Source organism: Streptomyces marokkonensis (assembly GCF_008312835.1).
GTDB classification, from domain to species: domain Bacteria; phylum Actinomycetota; class Actinomycetes; order Streptomycetales; family Streptomycetaceae; genus Streptomyces; species Streptomyces marokkonensis_A.
Map to the genome: position 1 here is coordinate 18,314 of NZ_VSKS01000030.1, position 14,581 is coordinate 32,894.

The 14,581-nt window shown below is 72.3% G+C and carries 16 protein-coding genes and 1 pseudogene; 2 read left to right on the plus strand and 15 right to left on the minus strand.

Annotated elements, in window-relative coordinates:
* Positions 1-215: 215 nt before the first annotated feature.
* Complete coding sequence (locus F1615_RS33315; protein WP_149552778.1) at positions 216-1,286, minus strand: methyltransferase; 1,071 nt, start codon at positions 1,284-1,286, stop codon at positions 216-218.
* Positions 1,287-1,298: 12 nt separating this feature from the next.
* On the minus strand, positions 1,299-2,561 hold the full coding sequence (locus tag F1615_RS33320) for an acyltransferase family protein (RefSeq protein WP_167533932.1): 1,263 nt from the start codon (positions 2,559-2,561) through the stop codon (positions 1,299-1,301).
* 269 nt (positions 2,562-2,830) lie between these two features.
* On the opposite strand from F1615_RS33320, the gene F1615_RS33325 reads away from it, so the two are divergent.
* Together F1615_RS33325 and F1615_RS33330 are read left to right on the plus strand one after the other, a co-directional pair.
* A complete protein-coding gene (locus F1615_RS33325; RefSeq protein WP_149552780.1) occupies positions 2,831-3,616 on the plus strand; it encodes an SDR family NAD(P)-dependent oxidoreductase in 786 nt (261 codons plus the stop codon).
* 54 nt (positions 3,617-3,670) lie between these two features.
* Complete coding sequence (locus F1615_RS33330; protein WP_149552781.1) at positions 3,671-4,129, plus strand: nitroreductase family deazaflavin-dependent oxidoreductase; 459 nt, start codon at positions 3,671-3,673, stop codon at positions 4,127-4,129.
* A gap of 73 nt (positions 4,130-4,202) precedes the next feature.
* Here the strand turns inward: F1615_RS33330 and F1615_RS33335 are convergent, their stop codons facing one another.
* The 13 genes and pseudogenes from F1615_RS33335 to F1615_RS33390 all read right to left on the minus strand — a co-directional run bounded on the left by F1615_RS33335 (position 4,203) and on the right by F1615_RS33390 (position 14,519).
* Entirely contained in the window at positions 4,203-5,891 is a 1,689-nt protein-coding gene (locus F1615_RS33335; protein WP_149552782.1) for an NAD(P)/FAD-dependent oxidoreductase, read from the minus strand.
* A gap of 123 nt (positions 5,892-6,014) precedes the next feature.
* Positions 6,015-6,533, minus strand: a complete 519-nt coding sequence (locus F1615_RS35825; RefSeq protein ID WP_167533933.1) for a cupin domain-containing protein — start codon at positions 6,531-6,533, stop codon at positions 6,015-6,017.
* 118 nt (positions 6,534-6,651) lie between these two features.
* Positions 6,652-7,476: an SDR family NAD(P)-dependent oxidoreductase gene (locus F1615_RS33345; protein WP_208818467.1), complete on the minus strand. Its 825-nt coding sequence runs from the start codon at positions 7,474-7,476 to the stop codon at positions 6,652-6,654.
* Positions 7,477-7,698: 222 nt separating this feature from the next.
* Positions 7,699-8,163: an anthrone oxygenase family protein gene (locus tag F1615_RS33350; RefSeq protein ID WP_149552784.1), complete on the minus strand. Its 465-nt coding sequence runs from the start codon at positions 8,161-8,163 to the stop codon at positions 7,699-7,701.
* Positions 8,163-9,416, minus strand: a complete 1,254-nt coding sequence (locus F1615_RS33355; RefSeq protein ID WP_149552785.1) for an FAD-dependent oxidoreductase — start codon at positions 9,414-9,416, stop codon at positions 8,163-8,165. The genes F1615_RS33350 and F1615_RS33355 overlap by 1 nt, the downstream gene beginning before the upstream one ends.
* Positions 9,417-9,426: 10 nt before the next feature.
* Positions 9,427-9,747 carry an antibiotic biosynthesis monooxygenase family protein gene (locus F1615_RS33360; protein ID WP_149552786.1) on the minus strand — a complete coding sequence of 107 codons (321 nt, stop codon included), beginning with the start codon at positions 9,745-9,747 and terminating at the stop codon, positions 9,427-9,429.
* On the minus strand, positions 9,744-10,067 hold the full coding sequence (locus F1615_RS33365) for an antibiotic biosynthesis monooxygenase family protein (protein WP_149552787.1): 324 nt from the start codon (positions 10,065-10,067) through the stop codon (positions 9,744-9,746). Before F1615_RS33365 ends, F1615_RS33360 begins: the two co-directional genes overlap by 4 nt.
* A gap of 26 nt (positions 10,068-10,093) precedes the next feature.
* Positions 10,094-10,840: an SDR family oxidoreductase gene (locus tag F1615_RS33370; protein ID WP_244328935.1), complete on the minus strand. Its 747-nt coding sequence runs from the start codon at positions 10,838-10,840 to the stop codon at positions 10,094-10,096.
* Entirely contained in the window at positions 10,837-11,316 is a 480-nt protein-coding gene (locus tag F1615_RS33375) for an SRPBCC family protein (protein ID WP_280118918.1), read from the minus strand. Before F1615_RS33375 ends, F1615_RS33370 begins: the two co-directional genes overlap by 4 nt.
* A 63-nt stretch (positions 11,317-11,379) precedes the next feature.
* Positions 11,380-11,550: pseudogene (locus F1615_RS36640) on the minus strand (acyl carrier protein); the annotation flags it as partial.
* A 53-nt stretch (positions 11,551-11,603) separates the two neighbouring features.
* Positions 11,604-12,848, minus strand: a complete 1,245-nt coding sequence (locus tag F1615_RS33380) for a ketosynthase chain-length factor (RefSeq protein WP_149552788.1) — start codon at positions 12,846-12,848, stop codon at positions 11,604-11,606.
* Complete coding sequence (locus F1615_RS33385) at positions 12,841-14,118, minus strand: beta-ketoacyl-[acyl-carrier-protein] synthase family protein (RefSeq protein ID WP_149552789.1); 1,278 nt, start codon at positions 14,116-14,118, stop codon at positions 12,841-12,843. The genes F1615_RS33380 and F1615_RS33385 overlap by 8 nt, the downstream gene beginning before the upstream one ends.
* Complete coding sequence (locus F1615_RS33390) at positions 14,115-14,519, minus strand: cupin domain-containing protein (protein ID WP_244328936.1); 405 nt, start codon at positions 14,517-14,519, stop codon at positions 14,115-14,117. The genes F1615_RS33385 and F1615_RS33390 overlap by 4 nt, the downstream gene beginning before the upstream one ends.
* Positions 14,520-14,581: the final 62 nt, after the last annotated feature.

Consider the following 14,581-nt stretch of genomic DNA (forward strand, 5'->3'; position numbering starts at 1 on the left):
TTCCCCCGGGATGCGTGGAATCTGCCGAGCGTTCAGACAGAATAGAGTGACGGGCGTCGGTCCGATCCAGGCCGACACTTATCCCATATTGCGAATCGGCGTGGCGGTGCCCCGACGGTTGCCCGGACGTGCGCGGGCCGTACGCGTACCGCGCCCGCCCCCGGTCCGCGGCCCCGGGGGCCGGGCCCGGCGGGCCCGTTCCCCGAGGGCTGTCCTCAGATCTTGCGTCCGACCACCGCAGTCGTCAGCGCGGGCAGTACGGCGGTGCGTTCCACGGTGAAGCCCGCGTCGCACATCCACGAGGCGCACTCGGCCGGGGCGAACAGGCGTGCCCGCGCGGACTGGAGCATCATGACGACGCTCAGCAGCAGTGTCGACGCGCGCTCCCGCGCGTCGTCCGTCATGTTGTCGTAGACGATCACCGTGCCGCCGTCCTCGACGGCGTCGTAGGCCTTGCGCAGCAGCAGCGCGCGCCGGTCGTCGGACCAGTCGTGGAGCACGCCCCCCAGCACCAGCACGTCCGCGCGCGGCAGTTCGTCCTCGAAGAAGTCTCCCTCGGCGAAGCGGAGCCGCTTCGCCACCCCGCGCTCGGCAGCCAGCTCCTCGAAGAACGGCCGCATCGCGGGGCGGTCCAGCACCGTGCCGCGCAGATGGGGGTGGGCGGCGGCGACGTGGGCGGCGAGGTTGCCGCGCCCGCCCCCGATGTCGGCGAAGGTCGTACAGGCACTCCAGTCGATCAGCGCGGACACGCCCGGCGCGATCGCGCCGCTGAAGGCGTCCATCGCCGACAGGAACTGCCGCAGTCTGCCGGGGTCGTGGAAGATGCGGGTGAACGGCACCTCGCCGTCCGCGTCCTGGCCCCGCGCGCTGCCCGTCCGCAGCAGACCGGTCAGGGCGCCGTTCGCGCCGGTCCCCGTCAGCTCGGACGTCATCCGGAGGAAGCCGCCGACGTACCCCGGGCGGCCGGTGACCAGGTGCCGGGCGGCGCCGGGACTGTTGCGGTACCGCCCGTCCCGTCGGACCAGCAGGCCGAGCGACGCGAGGGCGTCGAGGAAGTCGCGTCCGGCGCGCGGGTGCAGGCCGGTGCGGAGGGAGAGTTCCTCCGCACCGAGCCGGCCGTCGCCGAGCGTGTCGAAGACCCCCAGGTCGAGAGCCGCGGTGAGCAGTCCGCCGGAAAGGAACGACCACCCGACGAGCATCACGTCGAACGGATCGTCCAGCGGTGCGGCGGGCGTGCCGGCCGGGACGGCGAACGCCCCGGCCGGTCCGGAATCCGTGTGCCTCATCCGGTCCTGACCTCATTCCTTGGCGGGAGCGGCACCGGCCGCCCGGCGCCGGTCGTCGGCGTGCGGCCCGGTGCGGCCCGGTGAGGCGGGCACCCGCCGCCCGATCCGTGCGCGCAGCCAGAGTTCCGCCGGGCGTTCGTAGAACTGGTGGAGGAGCGCGCTGACGAGGATCGCGAGCCCGAGCGCCAGCAGGACCCACCACAGGTTCGTCCAGCTCGCCCCGGCCGGCATCATGTAGAACTCGACGATGCTGTGGCGGTCGGACACCCGCGACGCGATCTCGAAGAGCACGGTGAAGTGCAGCAGGTAGAAGGCGTACGACCACTCGCCGAGCGCGACCATGGGTCCCCGGGCGAGCCAGGAGGAGCTCCCGCCCATGTCGCGTTGCGCGACCGCCACCACCAGCAGCGCGTAGAGGGGCGCGGTCACCTGGCCCAGGGCGTCGAACACGACGTACAGGCGCCAGGTCTCGTCACGCAGCAGCCACAGCGCGACCAGGCCGGCGAGGAGCAGTCCGGTGGCGCCGCGCACGCCCAGCGGGGAGCGCCAGCCCTTGCGCACGGCGGCCGCCGCGACCACGCCCAGCAGGAACTCCCAGACCCGGGCGATGGGCGAGTACGTGCCGAAGATCAGACCGTCCATGCCGGTGAACGACGGCCTCGGCGTGGGCGGGTAGGCCTCCCACAGCCAGAGCTTGATGCCCCAGCCGACCAGTACGAGCGTCACCGCGGCCCAGCCGAGCCACCGCAGTGAACGGCGCAGCGCGTAGGGGGCGACGAACGGGAACACCGCGTAGAAGAAGGCCTCGCACGCCAGCGACCAGGTCACCGGACTGGTGCCGCCGAGAATCCAGTTCGGCACCCACGCCTGGTAGAGGAGGACGGCGGACACCGCCATCAGGATCAGGGTGTTGGACTGCGCGTCCGGCGCGTCGGGCAGCTGCAGCAGCAGCGGGACGGTGACCCCGATGACCAGCAGCGGCCAGATGCGTGCGAACCGGCGGCCGTAGAAGGGCCCCGTCCGGTCGCCGGACGTCCATGTCCAGGTCAGGACGAAGCCGGAGAGGACGAAGAAGAAGGTCACGCCGGACGAGCCCATGGCGAAGACCGCGTCGGTGTGGGGTATCGGCAGCAGCGTGCTGACGTGGGAGAGGAACACCGCGAGCGCCGCGATCCACCGCAGTCCGGTGAGGGAGTGGAGCCGGGGCGCGGGGCCGCCTTCCGGCGGGAGGACGGAGGCGGGCGGGGATCCGGGTCTCTGTGCTGAGGAGGTCATACCAGTTGCACCAGCCATTTCGACGGTGGCGGGAAGGAGCGGACCGTTCGGCTGCGATTCCGGTCGGAGAATGCATCTGAATGTTGAATGGGTTAATGCCCGGCCGATCGCGCGGGCATCATTACATCATCGGCCGATGAATCCCTGATTAAGCGTCAATAAATTGCTTCCGTGCGGGTATGCGGATCGAAAGGGCTGCTGTATTTCGAGCGGATGCCGGGTATGGTTCGGGAACCGGTCCTGGAATTCGAGGAGATACGGGGAATGGCATGCGACGATTTCCGTACGGCAGGGCGCTGGTCACCGGTGCGTCGAGCGGTATCGGGGAGGGGTTCGCCCGCCGGCTGGCCGGGGAGGGCGTGGACCTCGTTCTGGTGGCACGCCGCGGCGACCGCCTCGCACAGCTGGCCTCCGAGCTCGGCTCGCGTCACCGGGTGGACGTCGAGGTGATGAAGCTCGACCTCACCGACGAGGGGGACGTCGCCGCGGCGGAGGAACGGCTGGCGGCGACGGAACGGCCCGTCGGTCTCCTGGTCAACAACGCGGGATCGAGCGGTTCCGGGTACTTCGCCGACCTCCCGGTCGACCGGGAGGTCCGGACGGCCGTGCTGGGCACCCTGGTGCCGCTGCGGCTCTCCCACGCCTGTCTGCCGCGCATGATCGGCAGCGGGTCGGGCGGCATCGTCAATGTGTCGTCCCTGGTCGCCGTGCTGCCCAAGCCGCGCTCCGCCACGTACGCCGCGTCCAAGGCGTTCATGTCCTCGATGGGGGAGAGCCTCGCCATGGAAGTGGCGCGCCACGGCGTCCACGTCACGACGGTGCACACCGGGCTGACCCGCTCGGAGTTCCACACCGTCGCCGGGGTGTCCCCGGACACCCTGCCGTCCATCAAGTGGCTCACACCGGACCAGGTGGCGCAGGCCGGACTGGAGGCCGTGGCAGCGGGGCGCCCGTCCGTGGTGCCGGGACGCGCCTACCGGATCAGGCTCCCGCTGATGCGTGCCATGCCCCGCTCCGTCGTACGGACCGTCATGCGGCGCGTCCACAAGGCATGACCGACCCCGGGCGACGGCACGGCAGAGCCGGCCCCACCAGTGAAGGAGGGTTTCATGACCACCCCACGCCGCGGCCTCTCCGTACGCCACAGGGCGCGCAACCGCCTCGTCGTGTTCGCCCACCGGGTCGGCCTGCCGTTCGGCCCGATGCACCTGCTGACGGTGCCGGGCCGGCGCAGTGGCGTGCCGCGGACCACCCCGGTGGCACCCGTGCTGATCGACGGCACCCGCTACCTCGTCCAGGCCTACCCCGGCTCCGACTGGGCGAGGAACGCCCGGGCGGCGGGACACGGCCTGCTCACCAGGGGACGCCACCGCGAGCGGGTGGACCTGGTGGAGCTGCCGGTGGACGAACGCGCCGCCGTGCTGCGGCGGTTCCCCCGGCAGAACCCGCGCGGCACGGGCGCGTTCCTGCGCAACGGACTGGTGGCATCGGCATCTCCCGAGCACTTCGCTGCGGCGGCCCCGTCCTGTCCCGTCTTCAGGGTCGTTCCGCGCCCCGGCGGCGGCTGAGCCGGGAGGCGGGTACGGCGAAGGGCGGGCTCCCCGGGGAGCTCCGCCCTTCGCCCGGCCCGCGCCGCGCGTGTCAGTGCGGTACCGGAGTCTCCTGGTGGTCCGGGGGCAGTGCCCTGCCGTGCGCGTCGACCCCCGTGGTGAGGTAGCGCAGCTCCCCGGGTCCCTCGTGACGCAGCCAGTGGGCCATGCGCCGCAGATCGTCGGGTTTCGGATACACGAAGCGGCACGCCGGATCGCGCAGCCCGAGGTGGTCGAGCACCACGGGGGAGGACGCCACGGCATCCAGCAGCCGCGCGCCGGCGACCGCGGCCGGCGTCTCCCCGCGGTCGACCGCTTCGCACTCCCCGACCATCTCGTCGAACAGCGCCTTGTAGCCATCGGATCCGGGCACGGGGAGTCCGGGGTGCGGCGCCTCCTCCATGGCGCGCAGGACGCCGTCGTCCCCGGTCCGGGTGAACCGCTCGGTGAACCGGTCGAAACGCAGGTTCACCGGCACCTCCGCCGCGCACCACACCCGGTAGACGGCGTTCCACAGAGAATGGTCGGCGAAGGACACGAAGGCGCAGTTGACCAGTTCGTCGTTGTAGCGGATGAGCCCCTGCTGCAGCGCGTCGACGTAGGAGAAGCGCTGCTCGTCGAAGTCGTCATCGGCCAGGGCCGCCAGCAGCCGCCACGCCAGGGAGTTGATCACCTCGCCCGTGTTCGTCAGGCCCCGTGAGAAGAGCGGGTCGATGAAGCCGGCCGCGTGGGACATCAGGCACCAGCGGTGTCCGACCGTCCGCTTCGACGCGTACTGGATGCGTCCCGCGGAGACCCACGGACGGACGGTCCGCGCGTCGGCGAACAGCCGCTCGACGGCGGGGAACCGGGCCGCGAAGGCGCGGAACTCCTCCTCGGGGGAGAGATCCGGCGACCGCGGGTGGAGACGCTCGTCCAGTGTCAGGCCCACGCTGATCAGCGGGTTGCGCGAACCCGGGGCGTTGTTGAAGGGAATCGACCAGAACCAGCCCCGGTCGAAGAGGTGGTGCATCGTGCCCTCGACCCAGGGAATGGGCGGAGCGTCCTCGGGCCCCACCCGAAGGCACTCGTCCGTCGGGCGGACGCCGATCATGTGCGTGAACAGGGAGCGGGAGTGGTGCTTCAGCGCCTCGGGGGGACTTCGCAGGTCCAGCCGGGCGGCGAGGGGCGACCGGAAGCCGCTGGCGTCCACCAGATAGCGGCCCTCGTGCCGCTCGCCGTTCCCGCCCACGACGGCGACGTGGCCGTCGGCCAGTTCCACGTCCGCGACCGGGAACGCCTGCAGGGCGTCACAGCCGTAGCGGATCGCCGTGTGGAAGAGATGGGCGTCCGTGTCCTGGCGGAACAGATGGCTCGTCTGAAGCACCTTCGACGGCGGGCTGAACTGCAGGAACTCGGAGGGATCCGGCTCCTTGCCCTCTTCGTGGCGGATAAAGCCGAAATGGCGCTTGGTGCCGCAGGTGGGGGCGATCTCGTCACGGCAGCCCTCGTACGAGGTGAGCGGTTCGAGTTCGGGAACCCCGTAGCGGCGGGCCAGCAGGCGGAACACCTTCAGGGTGTAGAGCGTGGTGGACTCGCCGACGGCGAACCGCGGGTGTGTCCCGCCGTCGATCAGCAGGACCGACACGCCCTGCCTGGCGAGGATGGCGCCGAGAGTGGAGCCGGCGATACCGGACCCCAGGATGATCACGTCGTGGGCGCGGGGCCGGTCGTTCCGAGGTCGTGGTGGGAGCCCGGGCATGCTGTCCTCCTCCGTGTGCTGTGCGCGCCTGTCGCGGCACTGTGACGTGTGGTCGGAGCTGCCGAGGGGGCGCGGCCGCCGGCCGTCAGGACCTGGGCGGGCCGCGCCCCCGGGGCGGGCGGTTCAGCGGCGGCCGGCGGCCGGCCGGGCTCCCCGCGACGGTCCGGGCAGGTCGCCGTGGGCGCCCGGCGGCGGCTGGAAGCCGCGCATCCGGTGCTCGTTGGCGAGCTCCTGCATCTTCGCCCAGTCCGGCTTGCCGTTCGCGACCAGCCGGGACAGCCCGATGAAGAAGTTCTCGACGCCACCGGGCGTCGCGATCACCAGCAGCTGGCCGGGCTCCTCGCCGACGTTGAGGAACTTGTGCGGCACCCCCCGGGGGCCGAAGATCACCGTGCCCTCGGTGATGACCTGGGACACGCCGCCGACCTCGAATTCGTAACGGCCCTTGTTGACGAAGAACGCCTCGTCGGCGGTCTCGTGCACATGCAGCGGCGGACCGCTGCCGGGACGCGTGGTGATCTGGTAGAAGCTGTAGAGTCCGCCCGTGTCCTCCTTTCGGAGAAGGAACCGGCCCTCCTCCCCGAACCAGCAGACGGGCTCGACCTCGTCCCGGCTGACGACTTTCCTCTCGGGCTTCGACACGATGCGTTTCCTCTCGATCGGTTGGTCAACGGCGCGGCCGCTGAGCTCAGCGAAGCAGCGGCTCGAAAGGGGCTGATAAAGAGGCGGAAAATCCGCTGGCCCCGCAGTGCGTGGCGGGTCAGGCGAAGGTCGTGCCGCCGTCGGCGAGGAGGCAGGCGCCGGTGAGATAGCCCGCCCGTTCCGACGCGGCGAAGGCGATGATCTCGGCCACGTCCTCGGGAGTACCGTTGCGGCGCAGCGCGGCGCGCTCGGCAGCGGCGCGGCGCTGCTGCTCGGGAACGCCGTGTGCGAGTTCGGTGAGGACGAGGTTCGGCTCCACCGCGTTGACGCGCACACCGTGGGGGCCGGCCTCCGTCGCGAGGGAGCGCACCGCGGCCGCGACGCCGGCCTTCGCGACGGCCAGCGGCAGGAACCGGGGTGCCGGCCTGCGGGCCAGGGCCGCTCCCACCGCCACGATCGAGCCCCGGCCGCGTTCCGTCATACCGGGCAGCACGACCCGTGTGGTGAGGAACAGCGCCTTGAGCTGCCGGACGACCACGAGCTCCAGGTCGTCCCAGCCGAGCTCGGCCGCGGGCGCGATCCGCGCCTCGTGCGCGCCGATGCCCGCCGCGTTGAGCACGAGGACGTCCACCGGGCCGAGTTCCGCCTCGACGGCCGCCACGAGGGCGTCCACCTGCTCCGCGTCGGTGACGTCGCCCTGGAGCGCGACCGCGCGGCCGCCCGCCCGGGTCACGGCGTCGACGACCTCCTGCGCCCGCTCGGCGCTCTTGCGGTAGTTGACGGCCACGGCGGCGCCCCGGGCAGCCAGCAACCGGGCCGTCGCGGCACCGATGCCGCGTGCCGCGCCGGTCACGAGGGCGACGCGGCCGGCGAAGTCCCCTCCGGCATCCGCCCGCAACGGTGGCGGGGTGCCCGTAGGCCGTGCTGTCTCTTCGTGATCCACCGGATCAGCTCCTCGCAATGATGGGAAGTCAGGGCCTGCCGGGCGGAACGGGCCGGGAGCCCGCCGCCCCGGTAGGTGCGTTTCGGTCAGCAAGGCGCCCCCACCGCGTTCGCCGCGGCGGGTGCGGACCGGTGACCGGCCGGTGCGGCTGCGGTCCGCGGCACCGTCACCGGGCACCACCGGTGTCGCCACGCCCGGGCCGTCACCGGGCCACCGGTGCCGCTACGCCCAGGCCAGCGCGCAGCCGCCCAGCGCGGCGAGGAACGCGAACACGGCGAACGCGGTCCGGGTCCGGTTGGCCCGGGCCCAGTCGGAACGCAGTTCCGTCCAGGTCTCCGGGTACTCCCCGGCCCTCGCCCAGGCGTCGACGCGCCGGTTCATACGGACGTTCCGCAGCTCCGACACCAGTGCCACACCGACGACTCCGGCCAGCGCGGCGGCGAAGGCGGCCTTCGCCGCCGCGCCCGGGGCGAGGAGGGCGAGCGCGAGGCCCGCCGCCAGCGCCACCTTGTTGACCCGCGGCATCAGCGGATCGAAGCCCGGGTCGAGGAGCCGGTGCACCTCGGACCAGGTCTGCCGAGCGAGGCTGAGCAGCATGGGCACCACCGCGCGTTCGACGGCGACCAGCGCACCGGCGAGCGTGCCCGTGCACATGACGAACACGGCGGCCACGGTGGGGAGGAGCATCAGGAACCCCTTCGGTCCGGTACCGGGCCGGCTGGTCCGGCGATCGGCACGGGGTCCGTCTGCAGCCGGTCGTCCAGCATGAGCGAGTAGCTCTGTCGCCGGGCCACGCTGTCGAAGAACGTGTACATCATCAGATCGCGCAGCCGGGACGGGATCGCTCCGTGCATCAGCCCCAGCCTGCCGATGTTCCACGAGGTGTCGACCATGTCCGCCGCACGTCCCCGGCGCACCTCTTCGAACCGGCTCAGCACGGACGCCACGTCCCGCCGGTCGCACGCGCCGAGCATCGAGGCGAGCACGACACCGCTCTCCACCGCCTGGCCCGCCCCCTGACTGAGGTTGAGCGTCATCGGATGTGCCGCGTCCCCGACGAGCACCACACGGCCATGACTCCATCCGCCGCCCGGCGGGCGGTCGTGGATGGCCACGGGGAGCAGGGCGTCGTCGCCGGTCGAGGCGATGATCTCGCCGACGGGGTCGGGCCAGTCACGGTACGCCGCGGCCAGAGCGGCCCGCGGGCTGTCCCGCACGGTGTCGAGGCGGGCGGCCGCCCGGTCGCTGGTGATGGCGTCCCAGTAGACCTCGTTCTCGCTGAGGCGGCAGTACAGGAACCGCAGTCCGCCCTTCCCCCACAGGTTGAAGAAGGTGCCCGTGGGCACCAGCGACTCGCCCGGCAGCCGGGTGATGGCCTGCCAGGCCGTGTAGCCGGCGTACCGGGGCGGCACCTCGAAGCCCCGGCGCATCGTCGAGCGGACCGCCGAACGGAGCCCGTCGGCGCCGACCAGCGCGTCGCCGCGGGCGGAGGAACCGTCCGCGAACCGCGCCGTGACGCCGTCGTCGTCCTGGGTCCAGCCGGTCAGCCGCGCACCGAGGCGTATCCGGTGCTCGCCCACCGCCCCGGTGAGGATCTTGTGCAGGGACGACCGGCGCAGCGCGCACGCCGGCGCCCCGCACGCGCGGGTGGGACCGTCGAGGTCCCACCGTGCGAGCCGGCGGCCGCGGTCCGAGCGGAACTCGTGGACACGCATCCGCACCGCGTCCGCGGCGACGGCCGTGTCGAGGCCGATCCGCCGCAGTGACAGGAAGGCGTTGTGCCACAGCATGAACCCGCCTCCGGTCAGCAGGCGGCCCGGCGACGGGCGGGCCTCGAAGACCTCGACCTCGACACCCTGCCGCACCAGTCCGGCCGCCGTGGTGAGTCCTCCGATGCCGGCGCCCACCACCAGTACCTTCTTCACGGTCGTCGTCGCCATGACCGGCCGTTCAGGTGTGTGTGGGCACACTGTCGAGCCGGGTCCGCAGGTCGTAGATCCGCCGCTCGATGCCCCCGCCGCTCCAGTACGGGAACATCGGAGCCGCCGTCTCGCGGTGGGAGGGCGCGTCCTCCCAGCGCCGGAACGCCTCCTCGCTCTCCCACTCGGCGAGCAGGATGTAGCGGCCGGGTTCCTCCGCGTCCCGCAGCAGTTCGTCGCGGAGGTGGCCCGGGGTGCCGCGCACGGCGGCGGCGACCGACCGGTACGCCTCCTCGAAGGCCTCCCGGTCCTTCTCCTCGATGCGGGCGGAAACCATGACACGTACGGTCATGCCGGATCACTCCCCAGGTTCTCGTCGGTGGTCACGTGCTCGAGCGCTTCGAGCACACGCTTGTGCGCGGAATCGCGGAACTGCTCCAGACGCGCGCTCAGTTCCGCGCGGGCGGGACCCGACCGGAACGCCTCCAGGGCGTCCCGGTCGGCCCAGTCGGCCATGATCAGATGGGTTCCCGGGCGGGAGGGGTCCCTCAGCAGCGTCTGGGCGACGCTGCCCGGCAGCAGGGCCGCCGCCCGCGCGGTCTCCAGCCAGGCCGCGCGGAACTCCTCCTCGCTCCCCTCACGGACGGTCATCTCCAGTACGGTGCGCAGCACCTCATGTCTCCTTCTCACCGGCCGTGTCAGATGCCGCCGTCGGCGTCGAGAGTGGCGCCGGTGACGTAGCGGGCGGCGTCCGAGACGAGGAAGAGCACCGTGTCGGCGATCTCCTCGGGGGCTCCCATCCGGCCCAGCGCGATCATCTGCTCGTAGCGGGCGCGGCCCTCGGGCGTCACGGTCCGCATCTGGTCGGTCTCCACGAGACCGGACGCCACACAGTTGACCCTGACGCCGCGCGGGCCGAGTTCCTTGGCGAGCGCCCGGGTCAGCCCCATCACGCCGGCCTTGGAGGCCACGTAGTGCGCAGCCGCCGGCATGCCGTGGTGGGCGACCGCCGAGCTGATGTTGACGACCGAGGCGACCTCGGACAGGTGGGGCAGCGCCGAGCGGATCACGTGGTACATGCCCGTGAGATTGGTGTCCAGGACGCGGTGCCACTCGGCGGGTTCCAGCTTCTCCAGCGGCAGGTGGCTGATGACGCCCGCGTTGTTGACCACCGCGTCCAGCGGCCCGTGTGCGTCGTGCGCCTCCGCGCACAGGCGCGTCGTCTGCTCGATGTCCGCGATGTCGCACCGGACCAGCCGGTTCGAGGTCCCGCGGTCGCGCAGTTCCCGCCGCAGCGACTCGACCTGCGCGCTCTCGTTGACGTAGCAGGCCGTCACGGAGGCGCCCTGGCTGGCGAGGGCGAGTACCGTGGCACGGCCGATGCCGCGGGCACCACCCGTCACCAGCACATGCCTGCCCTTCAGCCCGAAGTCCACGGCGTTCACCGGGTCACCGCCGCCGCGCTGCGGGCCTCAGCCTCGACACGCTCCTTGATCACGGCGAGTTGCGCCGCCGAGTTCGTGTTGATGCGCTCCGTCATGCCGGCGTCGTCGATCGGGGCGTCGCGCCTCATGTGGAACTCCTGCACCCAGCGCATCTCCACACCGCCGTCCACCTGCCGGTAGTACCAGCGGATGTTCATGAAGGCGAAGGGCCCGGGTTCCACGCGGTGGGCGCGCACCGTGAGGGCCGACCGGTCGGCCACCCGCTCCGACACCCAGCTCCACACCTTGCCGTCCGGTTCGGGGTGCAGCGAGAGCCGGAAGCGCACGGTGTCGCCCGAACGGTGGAGGATCTCCGCGGAGGCGTACTCGGTGAAGAGCCCGGGCCACTTCGCCACGTCGTTGGTCATGTCCCACACGAGACGCAGCGGGGCGTCGATGACGACGCTGTTCTCCGTGCGCGCCGCGGCCGGCGCCAGTTGCTCGTTGATCAGCGCGTGGATCTCCGAGAAGCAGGTGACGCCCTCCGTCTCCAGCCGGACGTCGTAGCGGTTCTCCACCTCGGTGACGACGCCGAGCAGGCCCAGGGAGTCCACTCCCATGTCCTCGATGGTGGTGTCCGGGCCTTCCGTGCCCAGCACGTCCGCGGGTACACCGGTGCAGCGCTGCACTATCGCGAGGAAGTCCTCGTAGGTCAGGGGGTCGTCGGTCATGGGTCCGGTCCCTTCGCGGTCGGATGGGTCTGTCGCGCCGCGCTCCGCGGCGGTCACGTGAGGCCCCTGACGACGAGGGCCGAGTTGAAGCCCCCGTAGCCGCGGGCGATCACCAGAGCGGTGTGCAGGGGCGTTTCACGGGGTCGCGTCACCAGATCGATCCCGAGCGCGGGATCGGCCCGCACGTGCGGGCCGGTCGGCGGGATCACCTGGTCCCGCAGCGCCAGCAGGGCGGTCACCACGTCGAGCGGCGCGCCGCCGGCGTAGAGGCGTCCGTAACGGGCCTTGGGCGCCGTCACCGGGACCCCGCCCGCGCCGAAGACCTCGGCCAGGCAGGCCGCCTCGGCCCGGTCCAGTTCCGGGGTGGCCGCCGCGTCGGCGAAGACCATGTCGATGTCCGACGCGTCCACCCGGGCATCCGCCAGGGCCAGTTCGACCGCCCGCCGCAGCGAGTCGTGGCCGGCCGGGCCCGCGCCCGGAGCGGGGTCGAACGTGGCGGCGTGCCCGGCGATCTCTCCGTAGGGCCGGTCCACCCCGCGACGTCGTGCCGCGTCCCGCGACTCGACGACGAGCAGGGCACCGCCTTCGCCGGGCACGTGCCCCGCCGCACCGGCGTCGAACGGGGTGTACGCCCGCTCGGGGTCCGTGCCGGCGCTCAACCGTCCCGACGTGGTCTGACAGGCCAGTGCGTACGGACTGAGCGGCGCCTCGGTGCCACCGGTCAGCACGACCTCGGCGTCTCCCGTCACCACCGCGCGGCGGGCCTGCGCGATGGCGTCCAGACCGCCGGCCTGCTCGGCGACGGCCACATGGCACGGCCCCCGCATCCCGTGCCTGATGGACAACTGGCCGGTGGTCGCCGCGTAGAACCAGGCGATCGACTGGTAGGGGCCCACATGGCGCGGCCCCTTGGACCACAGTGCCTGGATCTCGCGCTGGCCGAAGGCGTTGCCGCCGGACGAGGAAGCGGTGATCACACCGAGGCCGTACGGGGCCGTGCCCTCCGGACCGACCCGTGCGTCCGCCAGTGCCTCCTCGCCGGCCAGCAGGGCGAACTGGGTCCAGCGGTCGGTCTGCACCGCGAGTCGCGGATCGATGCCGGGCAGTGTCCCGTCCGCGTGGACCTCTCCGGCCACGTGCACGGGGAAGCCGTCCGTGCCGAAGTGCGTGACGGGCCCGAGGCCGCAGCCGCCGTCGAGTACGAGCCGCCAGAACTCCTCGGCGCCGCTGCCGCCCGGGGCGATCGCCGAGAGACCGGTGACCACGACCGGGCCACGGGCCGTCGTCGTGTCACCCATGACCGGGCTCCCCCCGGGGAGCGGTGAGCACCACCGCCGTCTGGAAGCCGCCGAAACCGCTGCCCACGCTCAGCACGGTGTCCGTCCGGTGCTCCCGGGCGGTGAGCGGTACGTAGTCCAGGCCCAGTTCGGGGTCCGGCGTGTGCAGATTGGCCGTCGGCGGCACCGTGTCGGTGTCGATCGCCAGTGCGCAGGCGGCGAGTTCCAGGGCTCCGATGGCCCCCAGCGAGTGGCCCACCATCGACTTGATGGAGCTGACCGGTACCCGGTGGGCGTGTTCCCCGAGCGAGCTCTTGAAAGCCGCCGTCTCGTGCCGGTCGTTCTGCCGGGTGCCCGAGCCGTGCGCGTTGACGTAGTCGACGCTCTCGGGGGCCAGCCGGGCGCGATCGAGTGCCACCCGGATCGCCTCGGCCATCTCCACGCCGTCGGGACGCAGTCCGGTCATGTGGAACGCGTTGCTGCGCTGTGCGTATCCGGCGACCTCGCAGTAGACCCTGGCTCCCCGGCGGCGTGCCGCCCCGGCCTCCTCCAGGATCAGAGCCGCGGCCCCCTCACCCAGGACGAAGCCGTCGCGGTCCCGGTCGAAGGGGCGCGAGGCGTGGCCCGGGTCGTCGTTGTTGGCGGAAGTGGCCTTGATGGCGTCGAAGCAGGCGACCGTGATCGGCGAGATGGGCGCCTCCGTGGCACCCGCCACCACGATGTCGGCGGACCCGTCCTCGATGAACTGCGCGCCCAGCGCCACCGCGTCCAGCCCGGAGGTGCATCCGGTGGAGACGACACGGACCGGGCCCTGCGCGCCGGACGTCCAGGCGACCTCCGCGGCCAGACCGCTCGGCACGAGCGCCCGGTACAGGTGCGGATACGGGTCTGCGGCGTCCACGACCCAGCGGCTGCCCGCGTCGCTGACCCTGGTGTACTGCTGTTCCAGGGTGACCGTCGCACCCACCGCACTGCCCAGCGAGACCCCGATCCGGTGGGGCGGCACGCCGACGTCGCCGGCACCGCTGTCCGCGAGCGCCTCCCTGGCCGCGACGACGGCGAACTGGGCGGCCCGGTCCATGCGCCCGGTCTCCTCACCGCTCAGCCCCGAGCCGTCGGGGTCGAAGTCGCACTCGGCCGCGATCCGGGACCGGTAACCGGAGGCGTCGAACTGGCTGATCGCCCGGGTCGCGCTGCGCCCGGAGGTGAGCAGTTCCCAGAACGCCTTCGTCCCCACGCCGCCGGGAGCGACCACGCCGATGCCCGTGACCACGGCCCGACGGGTGTTCACACCTTCTCCTGGCCGGGCAGCGGTTCCGTGTCCACGTGGCCCAGTTCGGGGCGCGGAGCCAGCGGTCCGAGCTGGAACACCATGAAGGCGGGCGCCGGGCCGTGGTTCTCCAGCCGGTGGCGGACGTTCTTCTGCAGATGGAGCGCCTCCCCGGCGGACAGCCGTACCGGTTCGCCGTCCACGCGAGCCGTGATCTCGCCGCTCGCGAGGTAGAGGAACTCCTCCGAATACGGGTGGTAGTGCTCGGTGACCACCTCACCGGGCTCCATGGTCAGCACCCCCATGAAGCCGGAACTGGCGCCCGCCGTCGCAGGGCTCAGCAACGTGCGCAGATCCCCGCCCCTGCGCCGGTTGGGCTCGATGTCCTTCGCCGCGATCTTCGTCATTCGGTTGCCGGCCACGCCGGCCTCCTCTCGTAGTCCCGCACACGCGGTGCGGCCCCCCGGAACCGGCGACCCCGTCG

Bases quoted from the DNA above. Each gene is read 5' to 3' on its own strand.
- F1615_RS33315 (WP_149552778.1), bottom strand. From the start codon at position 1,286: ATGAGGCACACGGATTCCGGACCGGCCGGGGCGTTCGCCGTCCCGGCC.
- F1615_RS33320 (WP_167533932.1), bottom strand. From the start codon at position 2,561: ATGACCTCCTCAGCACAGAGACCCGGATCCCCGCCCGCCTCCGTCCTC.
- F1615_RS33325 (WP_149552780.1), top strand. From the start codon at position 2,831: ATGCGACGATTTCCGTACGGCAGGGCGCTGGTCACCGGTGCGTCGAGC.
- F1615_RS33330 (WP_149552781.1), top strand. From the start codon at position 3,671: ATGACCACCCCACGCCGCGGCCTCTCCGTACGCCACAGGGCGCGCAAC.
- F1615_RS33335 (WP_149552782.1), bottom strand. From the start codon at position 5,891: ATGCCCGGGCTCCCACCACGACCTCGGAACGACCGGCCCCGCGCCCAC.
- F1615_RS33350 (WP_149552784.1), bottom strand. From the start codon at position 8,163: ATGCTCCTCCCCACCGTGGCCGCCGTGTTCGTCATGTGCACGGGCACG.
- F1615_RS33355 (WP_149552785.1), bottom strand. From the start codon at position 9,416: ATGGCGACGACGACCGTGAAGAAGGTACTGGTGGTGGGCGCCGGCATC.
- F1615_RS33360 (WP_149552786.1), bottom strand. From the start codon at position 9,747: ATGACCGTACGTGTCATGGTTTCCGCCCGCATCGAGGAGAAGGACCGG.
- F1615_RS33380 (WP_149552788.1), bottom strand. From the start codon at position 12,848: ATGGGTGACACGACGACGGCCCGTGGCCCGGTCGTGGTCACCGGTCTC.